The following is a 20,103-nucleotide window of genomic DNA, read 5'->3' as shown; positions in this document are numbered from 1 at the left end:
CCTTCTGTCTCTTGCCGTGTGCTTTGGCAGGAAACTACTCGCCCGCACTGACAGCGGTCCTCCTTTTCGCCGGACCGGAGAAGCCCTGGTTCACCACCGACGAGAAGGACTTCACCCCGTCTGAGCGACCGGCCGGCTACGGCACGCTCGGCGGAGCCCCGACATGTCCGTCCGCGATCAGCATTGCAAGTCCGTGGGAACGGTCCTCCAGCTGTGCTACGTGGCGGCCGGGACGGGCTCGGTGAGGCGGTCCAGCCGCGTGTAGAGGGCCCGTACGAGGCGGGCTCGGTTCTGGGCGCAGCGGGCCGTTCCTTCGATCGGGGTGGAGAGGCGGCCGTCGGCTTCGCGGAGGACGACTTCGGCGAGGGCGCCGCGGCCGTCGCTCTTGGGCAGGGCGGCGGCGTGGCATCGGACGTCGGAGGCCACGGCGCGGGCGTGCCCGGTGAGGTGGAGGGCGATCTGTTCGTAGTCGCTGGGGGCGAGGTCCGGGTTCTTCCACGTGAGGACTGCGGTCACGAGGGCTTTGTGCGGGGCGCGGTCCAGGGGCAGTTCGGCCTCGAAGAGGCCGTGGGGGTCCTGGAGCACGATGTGGGTGCCGCTCATTAGGCGCCCGCCGCGTCGTCGTCCTGGCCGTGGTCGCCGGGGTGGATGTCGGGGGCCTGGACGGCGGGGAAGCCGGGCGTAGCCGCGGTCGGCTCGTTCCAGCAGCGTCGGGGAGGGCCGGCCGAAGCCGGGCGGCTGAAGGCCGCGGCCTTCCGGTTGAGGGTCGGCGGGCGGGGGTGCGCTCATGGGGCCCGCCTCCGTTGCTGAGGTGTCGGTGTTGTTCGACGCTACGGAGGAAGTGGATTGGTCCTCAATCGGGTCGTGGCCGGGATGAGGCCGCGGGCGGCGTCGCCGTAGACGGTCATCTCCGCGAGGCCGGTGAACGCCTTCATGTAGTCGGCAAGCTCGCGCGGCTGGCTCACCTTGATCTCCGCCGTCAGCGTCTCCACCACGGCCATGGTGGCGTCGTGGACGTAGAACGCCTCCAGCGGCCACGCCGCGCGCTGCGCGGCGAAGGGGATGATCCCGAGGGAGAGGGGAGGAGGCGGGCCAGGACCTCGGGCTCGGTGGCCGGGGGGAGACGGAGGGCGGCGAGGAGGCGGTCGCGGACCTCGGGGTGGTCCGGGTTGTCCTCAAGGTAGTCGGCGTTGAGCGCGGGGGGACGGAAGCCGGCCAGGGCGTCGTGCCAGGAAGGGAGGACGATGGCCAGGGTCAGGGCCTCGGCGAGGGACTCCGCGATAAGGGAGGCCTGGCCCTCGGAGTCGGTGTAGAGGACGGGGCGGACGCGGTCGGAGCCGGCCGGGCCGCAGAGGTAGTGGGTGCCCCCCGCATTGCAGCCGGCCACGGGCTCCACCGGGAGACCGGCCGGCAGGGCGATCGACTCGATGGGGTCGGTCCGCGTGAGGTCGAACTCGCCGTCGCAGGCGAGGTACGCCTCGACCTTGGGGTCGGCGGCGATCCGGCGGAGCAGGGCCTCGTCGGAAAGGGCGGCCGGGTTGAGGCCGCGGGCGGCTTCGGGGGTCAGGGGGTGGCCCGCGAGGACGTGGCGGACGGTGCCGAGGGGGACGGGCCGTCCGTAGTCCTCCTCGAAGTGCGCCTGGACGGCCTCGGGCGAGCGGTCGGTGAGGAGGCGGAAGAGGTGCCCGGAGCCGTCCGGGTCCGGGCTGCCCGAGGGGAACTCGATGCCCGAGCCGGTGCGCCAGGCGCTGCCGCCGGTCTCCCACCACAGGCAGGCGGTGACCCGCGGGGCGCCGAGGCCCTCGTCGACGAAGGCCGGGTCGTCCAGGAGCGGGCGCAGCGCGGCGGGCACCTCGTCGATGACACCGGGCCAGACCTGTTCGTCGTCCGTGCCGTACGGGCTCATCTCCGACTCGTGGTCGAAGCCGCGGACGAGCACACCGGCCGGGGTGAAGAGGACGGAGAAGTCGTCACCCGAGCCGTTGTCCATCAGGGCCGCCTGCGTCCCAGGCCCCCAGGTGGTGGAGAAGGAGTAGCGGGAGAACCGCGGGTCGCGGCAGATCGCCTGGTCCAGCACGGCCAGCGCGCGCAGGTGCGCGCGGAGCTCGGCGGGGCCCGGGAGGAGGTCGGCGGTCGTGTGCACGGTGTCCATGGGCTCATGTAAGCAGCTGGCACTGACATCCAGGGCGGCAGTTCAGCCACACCCGCTTTCTCACTCAGGGAACGAAAAGCCCAGCTCACGCAGGCGGGGCAAGCACACTGCGAGGCATTGCTCCACAGACGCGGCATCGGTTCGCACAAGAACGTCCTCGCGCAACGGCGCTCCACTGGCGACGAAGGTCCAAGGCTTGTCCCTCTCTGCCATCCGCTCAGCGTCAGCCTTGAACAGTACCGTTACGCCCTGTTCAGCCAGTGCTTTCATAATCGCGACGAGGTCCACTGGCACTCTCCCCTCCCGAAGCGCTTCGAACGCACCATCGGACGAACATACTCACTCCGGGCCCGACCCTGGACACCGACGCCATCACCTACGCCGCTCGCTTCTACGCGGCGGTGGCCGACGGCCAGTCGGTCCAGAGGGCGCACCTGCTCAGCAAGGCGGCCATCGCGCTCAACGGTCTCCTTGACCACGAGCTCCCCACCCTCGCGCACCCGGCGGACATCGATCCGGGCGCGGCAAAGCTGGTAACCCCTCCGCTGGTCTAGTCAGCCTGCTCGGGGCGAGGCCGTCGGCCCTGTTCCGAGCAGGGGCCGGGAACCCCCTCGCGGTCCCCGACGTTCCCGGCGGAACGTCCCCCGACCTGAAGCTGGCTTACTCCTCGCAGTCCATCGATGGCCGCACTGCGGCGACGAACAACCAGGCCAACAGCATCGGCGACGGCTGGTCGATGGAACCGGGCTATATCGAGCGCCAGTACGTCTCCTGCGCTGACGACACCACGAACAGCAACACGACTGCCAAGGTCGGCGATCTGTGCTGGAAGAAGGACAACGCCGTCATCAATCTCGGCGGTCAGTCCAATGTCCTGGTCAAGGACACCGCCTCCGGCACGTGGCACATGGAGAGCGACAACGGCACCAAGGTGGAGAAGCTCACCGACACCGCCCGCAATAACAAGGACGACAACGGCGAGTACTGGGTGGTCACCACCCCCGACGGCACCAAGTACCACTTCGGGTACAACCGGCTGCCCGGCTGGACGACGGGCAAGGCCGAAACCAACTCCACCTGGACCGTGCCGGTCTTCGGTAACCAGACGGGCGAGCCGTGCCACGCGACCGCGTTCGCAGACTCCATGTGCCAGCAGGCATGGCGGTGGAACCTCGACTACGTCGAAGACCCGCACGCCGACGCCATGGCCTACTTCTGGAACAAGGAAGTCAACTACTACGGCCGCAACGTCAACCCGAACACCGGGGCATCTACCGCGACCGAATACACCCGCGGCGGATCCCTCGCTCGCATTGAGTACGGCCTGCGCGCCCACACCGTGTATACGGACAAGGCAGCCGCCAAGGTCGACTTCACCAACACCGAGCGCTGCCTGAGCACCTGCACCACCTTCGACAAGGACAACGCCAAGTACTGGCCCGACGTCCCCTTCGACCGGTACTGCCCCAAGGGCGCCGAATGCAAGGACCGCTACTCTCCTGACGAGCAAGCCCGTCATACGCGGCCCGCCGCCAACGAACGACCACCAGCAGCCGGGCGCCGGCGCAGTCGGCTCAGGGGTGCCGGGCGTAGCGGTGCAGGCGGGTGCGGGTGTCGGGTTCGGTGAGGCCGAGGGCGGTGGCGATGGTGTCCCAGGGCTGGTCATCGGCGCGGGCGTTGCAGGCGGCGGTGCGGGCGGCCTCGGCGATGGGGTGCTCGAGGGCGCCGACGCCCCGGAGGGCGGCGAGGGGTGCGTCGGTGGCCAGGGTGTCCAGGCGGGGGCGGAGCTGTGCGAGGAGGGCGGTGACGTCTTCGGGGACGGGGACGACGCGGTGTTCGACGTCGGTGATGTGCTGGTCCCAGTTGACCTCCGGCCCGCTGGTGTCGTACCACTCCGGGCCCTCGGCAGTGACCTCCTGCCAGTTAAGGGGGTGGAGGGTAGTGGCGCGCCAGCCGCACGAACACGCACCTCGCAGCGCTGTCGCGAGCGGGGCACGCAGCGTGCCGTCGTAGGCCCACCAGTCACTGGTCTGATGCGTCTCCGCACCACTGCCCATGTCGAAGATCAGCGGCTTCGGCTCGGTGCCGTCGGCCAGCACCGGACCCGGGCGCCCCTGATGCGACGCACCGAACTCCTCGGTCTCCCACATGACCCCACCCCACACTCCCCCGCGCACGACATTGCTGACGCGCCGCGGCCCGATCGCCCGCCACTGCCCCAACCCTTCCCGACCTCGGGCGCCGGGAAGGGCGCAATCCGAACCATTGAACGCCGGCCCCGGCGCGGCGCGGTACGGCGCCGTCCGAGTGAGACCGGGCGCGGTAACCGGCATGCCCTCGCATCCGGTATTCGAACATTCGTACTATTCGGGTGTGCCCACGTACGACATTCCCCAGGACCTGCGCGACGCCCAGCTCGCACTCCACCAAACCCGCGCCACCATGGAGCAGTACGCCAAGAAGCTGCCGTGGTCAGCCGAGCCAATGCCCGGGTGGGAGGCGGACAAGCAGCTGCACTCCGGTTACCGCTCCGCCAAGCCCGACAGCCCCGGCTACACCGACGAGCAACGCCAACAGCTCGCCGCATACCGGGCCGAGCTACTGGAGCTGAGCACCACGGTGATGACGCACCCCTACTGGAAAGGGCTGAATGAAAACGTGGTCGCGGCCCGCATGGCGCTGCAGCACGCCCATGAACAGCCGGCAGGCGAGGCAGGCTAAGAGCGACGTCCGGCTCCAGCGGCTCTGGTGCGATATCCAGCCTCGACAAGTGGCGTGCCACCTGGAAGTACCTCGCGTGGCAGCTGCGGTGCGCGGACCAAAGAGTGCGCGAGCTCAAGGCCGCAGAGGGACAAGCGCGCCAGGGCACAGGCCCGGGAGTCATGGAAGATCCAGCCACAACGCTCACACGAAGCCTCGCCCCTGCACCGCGGGGACCTGCTCCCTCTACAAGGGCTCCTTCGGCTCCATCAGCTACGGAGATGCGGTCATCGCCCTGGACGAACCGGAAGTCGAGCCCTGCCCGATCTGCATGCCCGAGAACGGACTCCCGCCAGCATGACCTGGTCGGCTGACGCCGCCCCACGTCGCAGCCAGCCCGGGGCCGCCCGCGCACAACGTTGAGAACCCGCCAAGGTCCTGCGGCCAGGGGTGCCGACAGCGGCGAATTGCGCGTGACCAGTCCGCTGACGAGGCCTGCTGTCTGACTGCCTCACATCTCGATCATCGGCTACCACCCGTACCGACGAACAATTTTTCTAGTCCCCGGCCTTCAACGCCGCCTCCAGGGCCCGCTCATACTCTTGGCCTCTGTCACGCAGGCTCTCTCGGATCCACTGCTGGGCATTGGCACCCGAGCACGAATACCTCCAGGCCAGAGCGTGCGCGGCTCGGCGTTCCCGCATAGTCCGGGATCCGTCAGCAGTTGCCGGAAAGCTGTGACAGATCTCTGAGATCATCAGGACACGCGCCAACACAGCTTCCTTGTCGGGCAGCCCGCTCTCAGCCGGCGCTTGCCTCGCTAGAGTCCGGATTTCCAGCAGCCCTACCACCAGCAGGGCGGTCACCGCGTCGGCCGCCCGGACGGAAGCAGCACCGCGGGAACGCCTGAACAGCCGCCAGCTCAGTCGAGCCAACGCTCCCACCCCCTGATGTGGATGGGCGTGTTCCAGGTGATTTTGCCTTCTCCGGTAAGGGCACTCCTCATCGCAGCCTCGATGAGGAGGCCTGCCCGATGGTTTCCCTTCTCCATTTTCTTCCCTGACTTGAGTAGTTCGTCATCGGTAAGCCCCTGAAGGCGCGATAGTTGGTCCCTGCTGCCAGCCGTTCCCCCAACGTCCACGATGGAGATCGTACGGAGGTCGGCGACCGTCGCATTCGGGGCCGGAGGCGTCTGCCGAGTGAACAGGTGGGCGAAGAATCCTCCAGCACCCGCAGGGCAGTTGAGTACGAGGAACGGGCGGGCGCAGCCAGAGCAGGCGCGCCCGGTCACTAAACCAGCAGCAGGTCACGTCATGGGCGTCCATCCGCTGCGTACGCTCGGTGATGTCCGCTGCGGTGATCGGGGGGCTGGGCCTCCAGCGCCATCCGCCAGGTTCCAGCCGGGGCAGCGGCCAGCACATCCGCCCGCCAGGAACCGTCCGGGGCACGGGCCTCCAGTTCGGCGTGGGCTCCGGCCTGCCTGGCGGCGGTGGCGAGCTCCAGCTTGAGAAGGTGGCGGGCCTCAGACTCGCCCTGGCGGGCGATCTCGCGGCCCGGCGCGTGCGGAGCGTGGGCAAAGAAGCGAAGGCTCCACTCGGAGGTCTTCGCGCATGGGGTGCCGGCACTCCACGCAGCTGATCCGCGCGGGCGGCCGGACCTTCCACACCGCCTCCCATCCCCGACCGCGCCCGGGGTCCGGCAGATGGCGTTCATCACCCTGCCGCCGTCCGTGATTCACGCACAGCTCCCGGGCAAGGCCCGGCCCGGACAGCCGTCTCTCAAGGGGAACCCACCTAGGACTTGTCCTGCCGATCATGTTCGGAGCCAAACGAAACCGGTCCGGCCTCGGGCAGGGCCGGCAACGGGCGACTTCAGTACCTGTCCGGCCCAAGTTCGGACCGGGTCACCAGCACGACCGCGGGTCTTGTACATGCTCTGGCGAGTGCCGTTCCTCTCCCCTGCCCAGGCCGGTCCGGACCAGGAAGCCGGGGTCCACGTCCCACGGCGAGGATGCGGCATGCACCCGCTGGGTGCCGGGAATGCCCACCTCAACGAGGACCTCGCCACGGAACATCCGCAGACCGAACAGGTCGTCGTCCTCGTCGTGCAGCATGACCTGCACGCAGGCGGGCTCATTCCACGGCAGGGACTCCAGATCCTTGAGAACGCCGCGGCGCCGGTTCCACCGCTCGAACTCGATGTGCCAGCCCCCTACGAACCAGGGGATCTGCACGAAGCAGCCGTGCCAGGTGCGCGCCTCGTCCGGCCGCGTAAGCGGCTCCATCACCTCGTCCTCGTACCGCGCCAACACGATGACCTGTGCCATTCTGCTCATGCCACATGTCACACCGTGCCGGGTACCGGGGGCAATCGGTTTGGGACCCGGAGCCGTCAGGGCTCCTTCCGTACGCGGAGTTCGCCGCCAAGGACTTGCCCGGGCGATCACGTTCGGAGCAAGATGGTGAGGGCTGCGGCGGTTGCTGTGCCGAGGTAGACGTAACGGCGTTTGTCGACGCCGCCTGATCACAGCACGTCTCGCGGCCGTTTCCAGTCGGGTTCACGTCACCGAGGACGAACGAGTCGACTCGCCGCCCCGGTCACGCCATCGGCGTACCTCTTCCCCTGCCCTCAAGAAGCGCGTACGTGTCGGCCGGTCACAGATCAGCCATCCGCCACGCCCGACGGGCTGACACCCGCGCGGTATTCGGCGTTGATGCGCTGAGCCTCTTCGAGCTGGTCCTCGAGGATGACGATGCGGCAGGCGGCCTCGATGGGGGTGCCCTGGTCGACGAGTTCCCGGGCGCGCGCGGCTATGCGCAGCTGGTAGCGGGAGTAGCGGCGGTGGCCGCCCGCGGAACGGAGCGGGGTGATCAGGCGGGCTTCGCCGATGGCACGAAGGAAACCCTGCGTGGTCCCGAGCATTTCGGCGGCCCGGCCCATGGTGTAAGCGGGGTAGTCGTCGTCATCGAGACGTCCGAACGAGTCGCCCGCTGTCATCGCACCTCTCTGTGGAACGCGTGGAGGGGCCCTGGTGCCACATGGCACCAGGGCCCCGCAGGAACTGCTACACCATCTGCCGGCCTAATGCTGTGCCGGCCTTCTGTTTCCGCATGTGCCGGCGCGATGCTGCCGGGGTTGCGGGGATCGCGGTTGCTCGACCGGAGACCACCTCACTATCGATGTCCTGCGGTACCCGGGCTCTGTCATTCCGCCCGGACGATCCTGATGGCGTCTGGCCCCTCCGTTCTTCCCTCTGAGATCGATCACTTACTTGACCGCTGGGTTCTGCGCACGCACCTACGGGTAGCGCTGCAGGGCCGCCCCTGATCACTGCGGGCCACCCGGTCCGGTCGCCAGCCCCGTCGCCGTCCTGCAACAACCCTGGCTTCGGAACTCCGCCACCGAACCGTCCTGCGAACTGCAGCCACCCGTTCCGCTCGTGCTCCTGCCTGGCAGTTCATCTCTGCCAGGCCCGGCGGCCTTTCCGGCTACGCGAGAAACCATATCCACGCCATCACCCAATGTCTACTGTCGCTGACATAGATTTCCGTGTGGTCGCTCGTGAGGTAATCCCCCTCGACCACTCAGCCCGCGCAGCCAGCTCCGCGATGCGCCTGTGAACGTCCGCGCGGTCCATCCCGGCTGCCGCCCTCCGCGTCGGTCCTCGTGGATCATGCGGGACGACGTTCTCGCCGGACGCTCAGAGGCGCAGCAGCACTGCCCGCGTTCCCAGCGCCGGTACGTCGATGGTCGTCGCGCCCCTGCCATCCGGTGCCAGGAGCTCACCGGCTGCGCCGAGGTAGTCGGCCGCCACGGCCTTTGTGACGGGGAAGCCGGGGGTGATCCGGCAGGCGACCGGCTCCTGCGCGTAGGACTGAAGCCTGACCAGCACCTGTCCGGGGGCCGGAACGGTGAGACCCACAACCCGCACCCGGGCATCGCCGATCGTCAGCAGTCCGTAGGAGGCATCCGGCTTCTCGCTCTCCTCGCCCAGCGCCCGGACGGCGATCAGCGGCCGGCTGCCGGCGGCGGCCGTGTGCATCCCCAGCTCGGGGCCGGTGGTGTGCGGGGCCTCCCCTACGGCCACGCTGTAGCGGAACACGTGGTCGAAGGCCTGCTCGGAGGGGAAGTTCGTGTCCCAGATGTTGTTGTGCACCCAGGAGAACAGGGTGCCGGGCTCGTCCTGGGCCAGCGACTGCGGATAGGGCGCGTACGGAATCGCGATCCCGCCCACCTGCACCAGCGGGGCGTCCTGGGTGGCCACGGCGGCGACTGTGGTCTCTTCCTCGAAGCTCACCCAGCGCCGCACCGCACGCATGTGCCGCGCCGATCCCGGCACCGTCGCAAGACCGGTGCCCGTCATGCCGCCCGTGGCCTCCATGCGGACGACCGGCTGTGACATGGCGAAGGGAAAGGCGAAGAAGGCGCTTTCCTTGGTCAGGGTCGCGCGCTTCACGATCCGGTTCTCGAGATCGATCCGGGCCTGTCCGTGCGGGAGGTGTACGCGTACCCGCAACAGCTCCGTACCAGCCGGTGCGCACTCGTAGACCAGCGTCTCGCCGGTGGCGTCCCGGAAGCGGTCCACCAGCGCCGCCGGCGGGGCTGCCGTACGGGAGGCGAGGAGGTGCATCGACTCGTTCGCCGTGGTCTTGCTGGACTGATGGTTGAAGCCGCCGGCCGTGGCGTACTGGTCGTACACGTAACCGTTGAGGCCGAGCGTCGCGTCCTGCCGCACCAGTTCCCGGCCGGTCCGCTTGTCGGTGACGGAGCTGATCCACGCGGACCGCAGATCAACGCGCACGCGCAGGAAATCGTTCTCCAGGACGGTGGGCTCCCGGTCCTCGGTCGTGGCCGGCGTCGACGTCTCCTCCCCCGCGACGATGTCCACCCGGACCGCCCCATGCGCAGGCACGCCCGCCAGGCGGAACAGAAGGAAGCGTCCGGCGGCCCGATGCAGCTCGTTCGTCTGGGCCTCCTCCACGTGCTGAACCGGTACGCCGTCGCGCGCGTCGAGCACACGGACCGGATCCTCCAGCGGAACCGTGCTCTCCGGAAGAAACAGCCGGACCGTCTCCGAACGGGGCCAGCTGCACGTATTGCTGACGTAGTAGCCGGCCAGGGTGCCCGCGCGCGGCGCGAGGCGCTCGCCAAGTGCCGCGCCGGCGCCGTCCAGGAGTGTCTTCGCGTCGTCGTGCGCACGCAGCGCCTGCGCGTACTTCCAGTGCCACTGCCGTTCGCCGGAGGCGTGGCCGTGGTCGCCGTGCGTCCAGGGGTCACCGCCGCCCCAGGTGTGCTCGTTGAACAGGGAGGCGGCCCGGTAGACCTCGGGAGCCGACGCGGTGATTCCGGCGCCCGCCGCACCGAGGATCTCCGCGTGCCCGGCCACCGTCTGAGCGTCGGCCAGCGCCGCCTGACCGTCCCGGGTGGCCGCGAGCGGGACGGCACCGGCGCCGACACCGTCCACCCACCAGTCGCTCCAGTCACCCTCGAAGGTCTCCAGCCGGTCCCCGTAACGGGCTTCCGCGTCGGCGAAGAAATCCTCGTTGCGCGAGGTGCGCAGGGCGGGGAAGGCCCACTCCTCGTTCCACCGGCGCACGGTGTCCGCGATGACCCGGCGCGGCGGCCCGTTGTCCGCGAACTTTCCCAGGACCCGCAGGTGCAGGATGTCCCAGGGGTACGGATCGCCCTTGAACTCCTCGTCCAGGACCGGGAACCCCGGGATGCCACGCCCCTCGTGCGGGTACTGATGAGTGGCCAGCGCCGAAAGGTAGTGGGGCAGGAGGTCGTCGACCCGTTCGAAGGACTCGTCGAAGCCCAGGATCGAGCCCTCCATGTACGCCAGCCCGTGCGGGGTGTCCGTGCGCCACACCAGCACGCTGCGACCGCTCGGCGCCTGCCACCTGAACAGCCGGGGCAGTTCCCCGCCGCCGTTGTGGTGCGGCACTGCTCGGCCGGCCCAGTTGTGGGCGACCGAGAGATAACGGATGCCGCTGTCCGCGAGGACGTCGGGCAGGCCGACGACCTGCCCGGGGACGTCCGTCTGCATCGCCGTGGTGATGTCGATGCCGTGGCGTTCGCGCAGCTCCCGTACAGGGCGCAGCAGTTCGTGCAGCTCGTCGGTGGAGCAGGTCTCCGTGTGCAGGTTGAACGGCATCGCGGTCAGCTCGATGCGGCCCTCGCGCACGCGTTCCAGGAACCGGGCGACCTGTTCCGGCGGGCGGTTCGCCGACCAGTTCTCGAAGCTGAAGAAGCCCTCGACCGCCCACCGGAACTTCGATGCGTCGGGCCGGCCGTCCGTGGCACGGCACAGTTCGAGGAGGGAGTCGAGGTACTTGCGGCCTTCGGCGAGCACCGTTCCCTGCGGGTCCGTGTAGCCGATGTCGAGGTGGGCGTGCTGCACGAGGTGCAGCGTCCAGTGCCGCTGTGGGGTCAGCAGCACCTCGATGTGCTCACCCTGCGCCAGCTCGGGCAGCTCCACCAGGACCGGGAGGGCCGCGTCGACCTCGGGGACCAGCAGCCGGGTGTCGCCCTCGGGGCCGGGTATCAGCTCGCAGCGCAGGGACGTCCCGGACAGGGTGGTCACACGAGCCCGTGTGAGGGGACGACCGGCCCGTACCCGTACGGACTGCAGGAGACCGCCGTCGCCGTCATGACGCAGCAGTGGCTCGCAGGAGAGCCGGACGTCGTGTCCGCCGAGCGCGCCGGTGGCGCTGACGCCACGGTCGCGCAGGATGTCGCGGGCGATGTCGGAGTCCCACCAGGAAGGGCGGGACAGGTCGGGGCGGGGCATGGAGAGGGTTCTCCGCTCTGGCGTGGTGTGCCGGTTCGGTGCGTGCGTGGGCAGTGCTGGGGCGTGGGGCGGACCGCAGGATGCGAGGTCAGGAGTCGTCGTCGGCGAGGCCTGCGAAGATCTGCACCATCGCCGACTGTTCGAGGGTCTCTGCGGGGGCGGCCGCGTCGTAGTCGCCGCCGCCCGACGGCTGGAAACGGAAGAGACCGTTCGACGGGTCCCGGTTCTCCTTCCAGGTGCGCTCCGCGTACGTCTTCTCCACCTGCAGGTAGGCCTGTCCGGGGTGCGCCCCGGACAGGATCCGGAGGTTGTCGAAGTAGATCGCGTTGAAGATCGCCGGCTGGTCGTGCAGGCGCTCGCCCTGCTTCCAGTAGGCGAGCGAGCCGTCCGCATCCTGCACGGCGCGCTTGAGGTAGGAGCGGTCCCCGGTCACCTGGTAGAGCGTCGTCGCGGTCCCGATCATGGCGCCGGAGTTGTAGGTCCACAGGGTGGGGTCGACGGTTCCGTCGTCGCCGCGGCTGTTGCGGTAGAGGCCCGGGGACTCGCGCAGGCAGGACCAGTTCCACTCGTACCATTTCTGGGCGCTGGTCAGGTAGCGGCTCTTGTGCGTCTCCTGGTGGAGTCGGGCGGCGAGTTCGGCGGCGAGCCCCGTCACGTTGGCGGCGCGCATCGTGTTGGCCGGGGAGTCCACCCAGTCCATCCCGCCGGGGCACTCCTTGGCCGGATCGTCGTCCCAGCCGCGGCTGACGATGTCGAAGGTCAGTTCCGCCCGGTGGAGATAGGTGGTGTTCCCGGTGGAGCGGTACTGGTCCAGCAGCGACAGGCCCACCACGGAGTTGTCGTCGTAGAAGACGTCACCGCCCTGGCCGAGCGGTGCAGGCAGGTACGAGTCGTACCCGGGGCGGCCGTCGCGGGGTTTGAAGTAGAGCTCCAGGGTGGCAAATCGCTCGGCCGCGTCCTGCGTGTAGCTGTCGCCCTTACCGGGGAGGCCGGCCATGTCGACCGTCGCGGCCGCCGCCTCGCGCATCGGCCAGAGATAGGAGTGAGCGTTGTCGGCGCTCTGGCGCGGGGTCTTCTCCTGGTACAGGCCGTGGTTGTCCGCCCCCTGGTACAGGTGCTTCTGGAGTGCGTCGTACGTGTGGACCGCGCGGTCCTTCCACGGTCCCGCGGCCGGCTGTGCGGCGGCAGCGGGCATGGGAGACAGGGCGGTGCACAGCAGCGGGGCGGCGGCCAGCGCGAGGGCGGTGCGGGCGGGAATCTTCACCGGGGTGCCTTTCGGGGGTCGGCTCGGGGCGTGGGTGCGGGGACTGGTGCGGACCGTGCGTACGGCCTCGGCCGGGATCAGCCGAGCTTGAGACTGCTGACGAAGAAGCGCTGCGCGGAGAAGAACAGGACAACGGTCGGCAGCGAGACAAGCAGCGCTCCGCCCAGCACGACCGGCGGCCCGACGTTGGAGTAGTTGCCCTGAAGCTCTGCGAGCGCGGCCATCACCGGGCGGATGTTGCGACTGGTGGACAAGGTGATCCCGAAGAGCAGGTCGTTCCAGACGGCGACGAACTGGAAGACGAACGCGGCGACCATCGCGGACCTGGAGAGCGGCACATGGATCTGCCAGAACACTCGCCACCAGGATGCCCCGTCCAGCCTGGCCGCCTCGATCACCTCACCGGGCAGCGTCTGGGCGAAGTTGCGCATGATGAAGTACGCGAACGGGATCGCCACCGCGACATAGACCAGGAACAGTCCGATCTGCGCGTCGTAGAGGCCGGTGCGCGCGTAGGCGAGGAACAGGGGTCGCAGGAAGACCTGGAGAGGCAACAGCGTGCCCGAGTAGATCAGCCAGAACCACAGGGTCTTGTGCTTCACGGGCATGATCACGGTGGCGAACGCCGCGGTCGTGGCGACCACGATGGCCGCGGCCGAGCTGGTCACCGCGTACAGCAGGCTGTTGCCCATCGCGGGGCCGAGCCTGGCCCGGGTCCACGCCTGCGACATGTTGTCGAACAGACCGAAGCCCCCGTGCGGCAGCCAGTGCGGGCTGCCACCGTACTCGGCGGCCGGAACCAGGGCGTTGACCACCAGCAGCCAGGTGGGCACGGCCCAGAGGAGTGAGACGAGGACCAGGACCGTGTTACGGACGGCGGTTCCGGCGGAGATGCGGCGGGTGGACATGCTCATGCGCCTTTCGGGGTCAGCTGGCGCCGCAGATACAGCCAGGAGGCCAGCAGCACGATGACGGTCAGGACGACAGCGACCGCCGCCCCGGCGCCGGGACGCAGCGCGAGGAACGTCTCCTGATACATCGAGACGGCGAGGGTCTCGGAGCTGCGGCCGGGGCCGCCCTGGGTCAGCACCCAGATGAGGTCGAACGACTTCAGGCCGTTGACCAGGCTGCTTCCGACGACGATCACGGACACGGTCCGCAGCTGGGGCATGACGACGTACCAGAACTTCCGCAGGCCGTCGGCGCCGTCGAGTGAGGCCGCCTCAAGGGTTTCCGGAGGGATGGTCTGCAGGCCGACCAGGAAGAGGATCACGGCCACACCGGTGGACTGCCAGGTGTTCGCGACGATCATGACGAGGGTGTTGCCCGGCCATTCGAGCAGCCAGCCCTGGGCGAACGAGCCGAGGCCGAGCGCCTGGAGGGCCTGGTTCGCCGCGCCGTCCGTGGTGAGGATGAAGTTCCACACGACGGCCACGGCGGATCCGGAGATCGCGTACGGCAGGACCACGAGCAGGCGCGCCACCCTGGACCATCCGGACTGGTTGGTCATGACCGCGATGCCCAGGCCCAGGACCAGCGGCAGGGCGACCGTGCCGACCACCCACATCAGGGTGTTCTCTATGGACTTCGCGAGAACCGGATCGCTGAGGAACAGCCCGTAGTTGGTGAGCCAGGAGAACGAGGAGACCCGGCCGTCGCCGAAGAAGCTGCGGTACAGCGTCACGGCGAACGGAGTGAGGAGCAGGGCTGCGACAAGGAGGACGGCGGGCGCCAGGAAGCCGGCGCCCGCCAGCCGGTCCTTCAGCCTGCGCGGGGGCGTACGGACGGGGGATACGGGGGGCGGCACGGGTGAAGGGGCTGCCGTGGGGCGCCTGTCGACTGCCGATGTCATGATTCGTCCTTGTTCCAGGCGGCCCACTCCTTGGAGGCCCGGCTCGCCATGCTGCGCAGCGTCGCCTCCGCTGACATGGCTTGTGTCATGAAGGCGCCCAGGTCGTCGGTGTTTCCCTGCATGAGATTGGGCGGCCCGGACTGTCCGTAGCGGGGCAGCTCGGTCCAGTGCTCGCGCAGCGCCCTCTTCCTGAGGCGGGCGAGTACCGGATTGGACGTGACTGCTTTCGGGTTGGCCGAGCCGTCCTGGAGAAAGTCGGTCCACACGCGCTGGACCGAGGGGTGCAGCCAGTTGCCGGCGTTGGCCAGGGCGGCGTCGTGCGACACGGCCCTCTCGGGCACGGCGAGAACGCCCGCCTCGGTGATGACGGATCGCTTCGTCGAGGAGTCGACCGGAGGCAGGACGAAGGCGTCGAAGCCCTCTCCCGGCTTCATCCCGGCCGCTGCCAGCCCCTGCGACTGCCAGGAACCGTGCAGGAACATGCCGACCTTGCCGGTCTTCAGCGCGGCGGGACCGTTGTTCTGGTCGAAGTCGGCCGGGGTCATCCAGCCCTTCTTCATGAAGTCCTGCCAGATCTGCATGGCCTTGTGCGCCTGCGGATCGGTGTACCGGGCCCGGCCCGCGATCAGGTCGGCGTAGAAGACCGGATCGACCTTGCTGATGAGCTCCTCGAACCACTCGTACGCGGGCCAGTTGCCGCTCTGTGTGGCGACGAACGGGGTGACGCCGGACTTCTTGAGCACCTCCGCGTTGTGAAGCAGCTCTTCCCATGTCCCGGGCGCCCGCAGTCCGTGCCGGTCGAACACCTGCGTGTTGTAGAACAGCACGTAGTACGACTGGTAGAGCGGCACCCCGTACACGGACCCCCGGTAGGACATCGCGTCGCGCAGGGATGGGGTCACCCAGCCCTTGCGCTCGTACGCGTCCCAGATCCCGGTCAGGTCGCTGAGGCTGCCCGTACGCGCGAGCTGCTTGAGGTTGTAGCCCGACTGCCACTTGATCAGGTCCGTCGCCTTGGTCGTCTGCAGGGAGATCTGCGTGACCTGGGTGTAGGCGGTGGGGTTCGGGTTGGACAGCGGGCGCAGCGCGTAGCCGGTGAGCTTCTTGAGCTCGCGTCCGGCTTCGACGTATCCCGCGTCCCAGGTCGCGTTGTCGTTGGCCAGTGACGTCGTCCCCGGCATCGAGGCCGTGCTGTCGCCCCGTGCGCAGCCTCCGGTCAGCGCGGCGGCCGCGCCGGCTCCGAGGCCCGCCAGCACGGTGCGCCGGCGGAGCGGGTGAGACGACTGCTCTGTCGTCTCGCCGGTTGATCTCATGGGTTCACTTCCCTCTGGATCCCGGCGGGATCCGTGGCTCTGGGGTGCGGTGTGGAGATCCACCGGATGCGCGTACCTGGTTCGTCTCCGCGCTCCGGGTTGCCAGGATGTTAACGACACCATGAGATCGAAACAAGGGTTTCTCTTCAGAATCAACAGATCTGCACTTCAGCGCATGGAATCAAGGGTCATTGTCGAGCACATCTTGTTCACCCCGAATGTTATCGATACCATTCACGTGCTTGCCGACCCTCGTCCTCAGGAGCATCTGTGCACCAGCCCCGTCCCTACGAACGCAACCCCCGGTACGCCGCCACCGGCGGCGCCGTCGTCACCGGCTGGGCGGCCGCCGCGGCGGACCTGCCGACCACCCCCACCGTCCTCGCCCTCGACGGACCCGCCGCGCTGGACTGGGAGGAGGCCGCCGGCTCCCTCGCCGCCGCTCTGCGCGCCCGGGGTGCCGAGGTCACTATGTGCGACGTACGAGGTCTCTGGTCCGCGGCTGCCGTCGAACGGCTCTGCGTCCCGGCCGCGGACGCGGACCCGTTCTTCCTGCCCCTCGCCGAGTTCTCCATGAGCGACCTCTTCGAGACGCCCCCCGTCCAGGAGCGCCCGCGCGTCGGCGTCCTTCTCGTCTTCGGTCCGGGGGCCGCCCTCGCCGAGCCCGACCTGCTCTGGTGGGCCGACCTCCCCAAGCGGTACGCCGAGGAGGCAGTCACCCGGGGAGAGCTGCCGCTCGGTGCCAACCTCGGCCGCCCCGGCACCCCCGGTGAGCTGCGCAGCCTCTTCTACACCGACTGGCCTGTCGGCGACCGCCACCGCGACGCCTTCGCCCACCGGGTCGACCGATGGGTCGACCTCCAGGGCGAGCAGGGCCCCGCCTCGCTGGACGGCGCCGCCGTGCGGGCCACACTCGCCGCACTCGCGACCGGCCCCGTCCGCACCCGCCCCTTCTTCAACTCCACACCGTGGGGCGGCCAGTGGGGCGCGCGGGAGCTCGGCTTCGAACCACGGGGCGGCAACACGGCCCTCGGCTACGAACTCATCGCTCCGGAAGCCGGAATCCTCGTCGGCCAGGACGAGGCCGCCCAGGTGGAAATCCCCTTCCAGTTGCTGTGCGAACTGCACCCCGAGGAGTTCCTCGGCCCGGACGTCCACCGCCGCTACGGCACGTCGTTCCCCATCCGGTTCGACTACCTCGACACCGTCGGCGGCGGCAACCTGTCGCTGCATTTGCATCCGCAGGAGCAGTACATGCGGGAAACGTTCGGCTGGCCGTACACCCAGCACGAGACGTACTACGTGACCGCGAGCGAACCCGGTGCACAGGTCTATCTCGGCCTGCGGGACAGTACGGACGTGGACGTCATGCGCAAGGAGGTCGAGGCAGCCGCAGCGGACGGGCTCCCGCTGCGCGTCGAGGACCACGTCATGAGGCACCCGGCGGACGCCGGGCAGCTCTTCATGATCCCGGCCGGCACCCCGCACTCATCCGGCGAGGGCAACCTGGTCCTGGAGATCAGCGCCACGCCCTACCTCTACTCCCTGCGCTTCTACGACTGGCTGCGCAAGGGCACCTCCGGTGCTCCCCGGCCCCTCTCTTACGCGCACGGCTTCGCCAACCTCGACACCTCGCGGCGCGGCGACGACGTCCTGAAGGACCTCGTCCAGCAGCCGCGGACCCTGCGCGAGGGCCGGGGCTGGCGCGAGGAGATCGTCGGTGCGCTGCCCGACATGTTCTACGCGGTGCACCGTTTCGTGATCGAGGGGCCGGAGGCCGCGGAGGACGACACCGCGGGCCGCTTCCACATCCTCAACGTCTCGGCCGGTGACGGCGTCGTCGTGGAGACCGCCGGCGGTCTCCGTCACGACCTCGCCTTCGCCGAGACCCTCACCGTGCCCGCGTCCGTCGGCCCCTACCGGCTGCACCCCGTCGGCAGTCGGCCGGTGCACGTGGTGAAGTCCCTGGTGACGCAGGCATGAGCCACGTTCCCGTGCTGGAGATCGGCGGCACGCATGTAACGGCCGCCGTCATCGACACCGAGGCCGGACTGCCCGTCCCGTTCTCGGCCGTCCGGCAGCCGGTCCCCGCCGACGCCCCGGCCCGTGAGCTCCTCGACGCAATCGCCGCCGTCGCCGACCGCGTGGAGGTCCCTGCGGCCGCGCACTGGGGCGTGGCGATACCGGGGCCCTTCGACTACGCCGCCGGTGTCGGGCGGTTCCGGGGAATCGGCAAGTTCGAGTCGCTGCACGGTGTGGACGTGGGCGCGGAACTGCTCGACCGGCTCCCGGGGGCCCCGAGCGGCATCAGTTTCGTCAACGACGCCGACGCCTTCGCCATCGGCGAGTACCGGGCGGGCGCGGCCGCCGGCCGGCGCCGCGCCGTGTGCATCACGCTCGGCACCGGTGTCGGCTCCTCCTTCCTGGACGGGGGGCACCCGGTCGTGGAGGGCCCCGACGTGCCGCCCGGCGGCAGGGCGCACCGGCTCGCCGTCGACGGGCTCCCGCTGGAGGAGGTGGTCTCCCGGCGTGCGATCCGCAGCTTCTACGCCCGGGCCGCCGCGGTGTCCGACGGCCACCGCCTCCCGGACGTGCACGACATCACCGGCTCGGCCCGCGCCGGTGACGCACACGCCCTGCGTACGGTCCGGCACTGCTTCGGTGCGCTCGGCCGGGCGCTCGCGCCTTGGTGCGAGCGGTTCCGGCCGGACCTCCTGGTCGTCGGAGGGTCGATGGCCGGGTCCTGGGACCTCGTGGGGCCCGCCGTCCGGGCAGGCTTCGAGTCCTGGGCACCCGGGACCGCGCCCCTGACCGTCACGGCCCGGCGCCCCGCCGACGCACCCCTGATCGGCGCCGCCCACTGGGCTCTGCACAGGTCCGTCGGCGCTCCCCCGGTACGGACCTAGAATGACGGCGTCCGCGACCCACCGGCCACCCGACGACCCCGCAGGAGAACCGCCCATGGCACAGCCCCGATCGGGCGACGGCGGAGCCCCGACGATGCGCGACGTGGCCGCCAGCGCCGGCGTCAGTGCCATGACGGTCTCCCGGGTGCTCAAGGACGACACCCGGGTCAGCGAGACTGCGCGGGAGCGCGTGCTCGCCGCCGTCGAAGAGCTCGGCTACCGGCGCAACGAGACGGCGCGCAGCCTGCGTCTGGGCGGTAGCGGGATGATCGGACTGGTCGTCACCAATCTCGCCAACCCGTTCTACTCGCGCCTGGCCCTCGGTGTGCAGGAGGTGGCGTCCGAGCACGGCCTGCGGGTGCTGCTCAGCAACACCGCGGAGCAGGTCGACAAGGAGCGCGGGCTCGTCGAGGACCTGGCGTCCCGTCAGGTCGACGGCATGATCGTCGTCCCGGCCGGCAGCAGCCACCGTCACCTGGCGCCCGCAGCGCTGCGCGGCATGCCGATCGTCCTGGCATCCCGGCCGCCCGCCGGGATGGACGCCGACTGCGTCCTGGTCGACGACTTCGGCGGCGCCGAGCAGGCCACCGGACAGCTCATCGCGGACGGTCACCGCCGGATCGGCTTCTTGGGCAACCCGCCCGCTCTCTACACCGGCGCGGAACGGTTCCGCGGATACTGGGCCGCCCACGAGAGCGCCGGGATCGAGCCCGCCGAGAGCCAGGTGCGTCGCGGGCTCACCGATGTACCCACCGCCGAGGCCGCCGCACGCGCGCTCCTTGACACGCCCGACGCGCCGACGGCTCTCTTCTGCACCAACAACCGCCTGACGCAGGGAGCCATCCGCGCCGTACGGGCACTCGGCAGACCGGTCGCGCTCGCCGGCTTCGACGACTTCGACCTCGCCGACGTCCTCGGTCTGCCGCTGACCATCGTCTCGTACGACGCCGACGAGATCGGCCGGCGGGCGGGCCAGATGCTCATCGACCGGATCAACGGCTCGCCCACCGAGCCGATTCCGGCCCGCAGAACCGTCGTCCCCACCCACGTCATCCGCTACGGGACGCGCTGACGCAGCCCCTGCCGCCCCTCGCACGGCACCGGCTTGCCCTTTTCGCCTCCCGTC

General features: G+C 69.6%; 18 protein-coding genes and 1 pseudogene. 7 read left to right on the top strand and 12 right to left on the bottom strand.

Annotated elements, in window-relative coordinates:
- Positions 1-216: 216 nt before the first annotated feature.
- The 4 genes and pseudogenes from ACFYPA_RS29265 to ACFYPA_RS29250 form a co-directional block, all read right to left on the bottom strand.
- Positions 217-603 carry a restriction endonuclease gene (locus tag ACFYPA_RS29265; protein ID WP_389135216.1) on the bottom strand — a complete coding sequence of 129 codons (387 nt, stop codon included), beginning with the start codon at positions 601-603 and terminating at the stop codon, positions 217-219.
- Between the two features lie 227 nt (positions 604-830).
- Positions 831-1,091, bottom strand: a pseudogene (locus ACFYPA_RS29260) (hypothetical protein); the annotation flags it as partial.
- Complete coding sequence (locus ACFYPA_RS29255) at positions 980-2,152, bottom strand: hypothetical protein (RefSeq protein WP_389135213.1); 1,173 nt, start codon at positions 2,150-2,152, stop codon at positions 980-982. The pseudogene ACFYPA_RS29260 and the gene ACFYPA_RS29255, both read right to left, overlap by 112 nt.
- Before the next feature lie 60 nt (positions 2,153-2,212).
- A complete protein-coding gene (locus ACFYPA_RS29250) occupies positions 2,213-2,440 on the bottom strand; it encodes a hypothetical protein (protein ID WP_389135212.1) in 228 nt (75 codons plus the stop codon).
- Between the two features lie 113 nt (positions 2,441-2,553).
- Between ACFYPA_RS29250 and ACFYPA_RS29245 the strand changes: the two genes are divergently transcribed.
- Positions 2,554-2,706, top strand: coding sequence for a hypothetical protein (locus ACFYPA_RS29245; RefSeq protein WP_389135210.1), 153 nt, complete (start codon positions 2,554-2,556; stop codon positions 2,704-2,706).
- Between the two features lie 182 nt (positions 2,707-2,888).
- On the top strand, positions 2,889-3,779 hold the full coding sequence (locus ACFYPA_RS29240) for a hypothetical protein (protein ID WP_389135207.1): 891 nt from the start codon (positions 2,889-2,891) through the stop codon (positions 3,777-3,779).
- Here ACFYPA_RS29240 and ACFYPA_RS29235 read toward each other — a convergent pair.
- Positions 3,727-4,302 carry a hypothetical protein gene (locus ACFYPA_RS29235; protein ID WP_389135205.1) on the bottom strand — a complete coding sequence of 192 codons (576 nt, stop codon included), beginning with the start codon at positions 4,300-4,302 and terminating at the stop codon, positions 3,727-3,729. The two genes, ACFYPA_RS29240 and ACFYPA_RS29235, sit on opposite strands and share 53 nt — an antisense overlap.
- Before the next feature lie 223 nt (positions 4,303-4,525).
- Between ACFYPA_RS29235 and ACFYPA_RS29230 the strand changes: the two genes are divergently transcribed.
- Both ACFYPA_RS29230 and ACFYPA_RS29225 read left to right on the top strand, forming a co-directional pair.
- Positions 4,526-4,873 carry a hypothetical protein gene (locus ACFYPA_RS29230; protein ID WP_389135202.1) on the top strand — a complete coding sequence of 116 codons (348 nt, stop codon included), beginning with the start codon at positions 4,526-4,528 and terminating at the stop codon, positions 4,871-4,873.
- A complete protein-coding gene (locus ACFYPA_RS29225) occupies positions 4,803-5,213 on the top strand; it encodes a DUF6233 domain-containing protein (protein WP_389135199.1) in 411 nt (136 codons plus the stop codon). The genes ACFYPA_RS29230 and ACFYPA_RS29225 overlap by 71 nt, the downstream gene beginning before the upstream one ends.
- A 1,542-nt stretch (positions 5,214-6,755) precedes the next feature.
- Here ACFYPA_RS29225 and ACFYPA_RS29220 read toward each other — a convergent pair.
- The 7 genes from ACFYPA_RS29220 to ACFYPA_RS29190 form a co-directional block, all read right to left on the bottom strand.
- Complete coding sequence (locus tag ACFYPA_RS29220) at positions 6,756-7,187, bottom strand: hypothetical protein (RefSeq protein WP_389135197.1); 432 nt, start codon at positions 7,185-7,187, stop codon at positions 6,756-6,758.
- Positions 7,188-7,513: 326 nt separating this feature from the next.
- Complete coding sequence (locus ACFYPA_RS29215) at positions 7,514-7,849, bottom strand: MerR family transcriptional regulator (protein WP_389135195.1); 336 nt, start codon at positions 7,847-7,849, stop codon at positions 7,514-7,516.
- 703 nt (positions 7,850-8,552) lie between these two features.
- Positions 8,553-11,642 carry an alpha-mannosidase gene (locus ACFYPA_RS29210; protein WP_389135193.1) on the bottom strand — a complete coding sequence of 1,030 codons (3,090 nt, stop codon included), beginning with the start codon at positions 11,640-11,642 and terminating at the stop codon, positions 8,553-8,555.
- Between the two features lie 88 nt (positions 11,643-11,730).
- The gene (locus ACFYPA_RS29205) at positions 11,731-12,906 is read right to left on the bottom strand and encodes a glycoside hydrolase family 76 protein (RefSeq protein ID WP_389135190.1); all 1,176 of its coding nucleotides are present in this window, start codon (positions 12,904-12,906) and stop codon (positions 11,731-11,733) included.
- Positions 12,907-12,983: 77 nt separating this feature from the next.
- The gene (locus ACFYPA_RS29200) at positions 12,984-13,814 is read right to left on the bottom strand and encodes a carbohydrate ABC transporter permease (RefSeq protein WP_359083164.1); all 831 of its coding nucleotides are present in this window, start codon (positions 13,812-13,814) and stop codon (positions 12,984-12,986) included.
- Positions 13,815-13,816: 2 nt separating this feature from the next.
- Entirely contained in the window at positions 13,817-14,758 is a 942-nt protein-coding gene (locus tag ACFYPA_RS29195; protein WP_359083162.1) for a sugar ABC transporter permease, read from the bottom strand.
- Entirely contained in the window at positions 14,755-16,071 is a 1,317-nt protein-coding gene (locus tag ACFYPA_RS29190; RefSeq protein ID WP_389135186.1) for an ABC transporter substrate-binding protein, read from the bottom strand. The genes ACFYPA_RS29195 and ACFYPA_RS29190 overlap by 4 nt, the downstream gene beginning before the upstream one ends.
- A 270-nt stretch (positions 16,072-16,341) precedes the next feature.
- Between ACFYPA_RS29190 and ACFYPA_RS29185 the strand changes: the two genes are divergently transcribed.
- Genes ACFYPA_RS29185 through ACFYPA_RS29175 form a run of 3 tightly spaced genes read left to right on the top strand, consistent with a single transcriptional unit; the run spans position 16,342 to position 20,049 of the window.
- Entirely contained in the window at positions 16,342-18,054 is a 1,713-nt protein-coding gene (locus tag ACFYPA_RS29185; protein WP_389135183.1) for a class I mannose-6-phosphate isomerase, read from the top strand.
- The gene (locus ACFYPA_RS29180; RefSeq protein WP_389135181.1) at positions 18,051-18,977 is read left to right on the top strand and encodes an ROK family protein; all 927 of its coding nucleotides are present in this window, start codon (positions 18,051-18,053) and stop codon (positions 18,975-18,977) included. Before ACFYPA_RS29185 ends, ACFYPA_RS29180 begins: the two co-directional genes overlap by 4 nt.
- Before the next feature lie 55 nt (positions 18,978-19,032).
- Positions 19,033-20,049, top strand: coding sequence for a LacI family DNA-binding transcriptional regulator (locus ACFYPA_RS29175; protein WP_389135179.1), 1,017 nt, complete (start codon positions 19,033-19,035; stop codon positions 20,047-20,049).
- Positions 20,050-20,103: the final 54 nt, after the last annotated feature.

Origin of the sequence: Streptomyces sp. NPDC005775 (genome assembly GCF_042871565.1) — a bacterium.
Taxonomy (GTDB): domain Bacteria; phylum Actinomycetota; class Actinomycetes; order Streptomycetales; family Streptomycetaceae; genus Streptomyces.
This window is presented reverse-complemented; position numbering and strand designations above follow the sequence as displayed.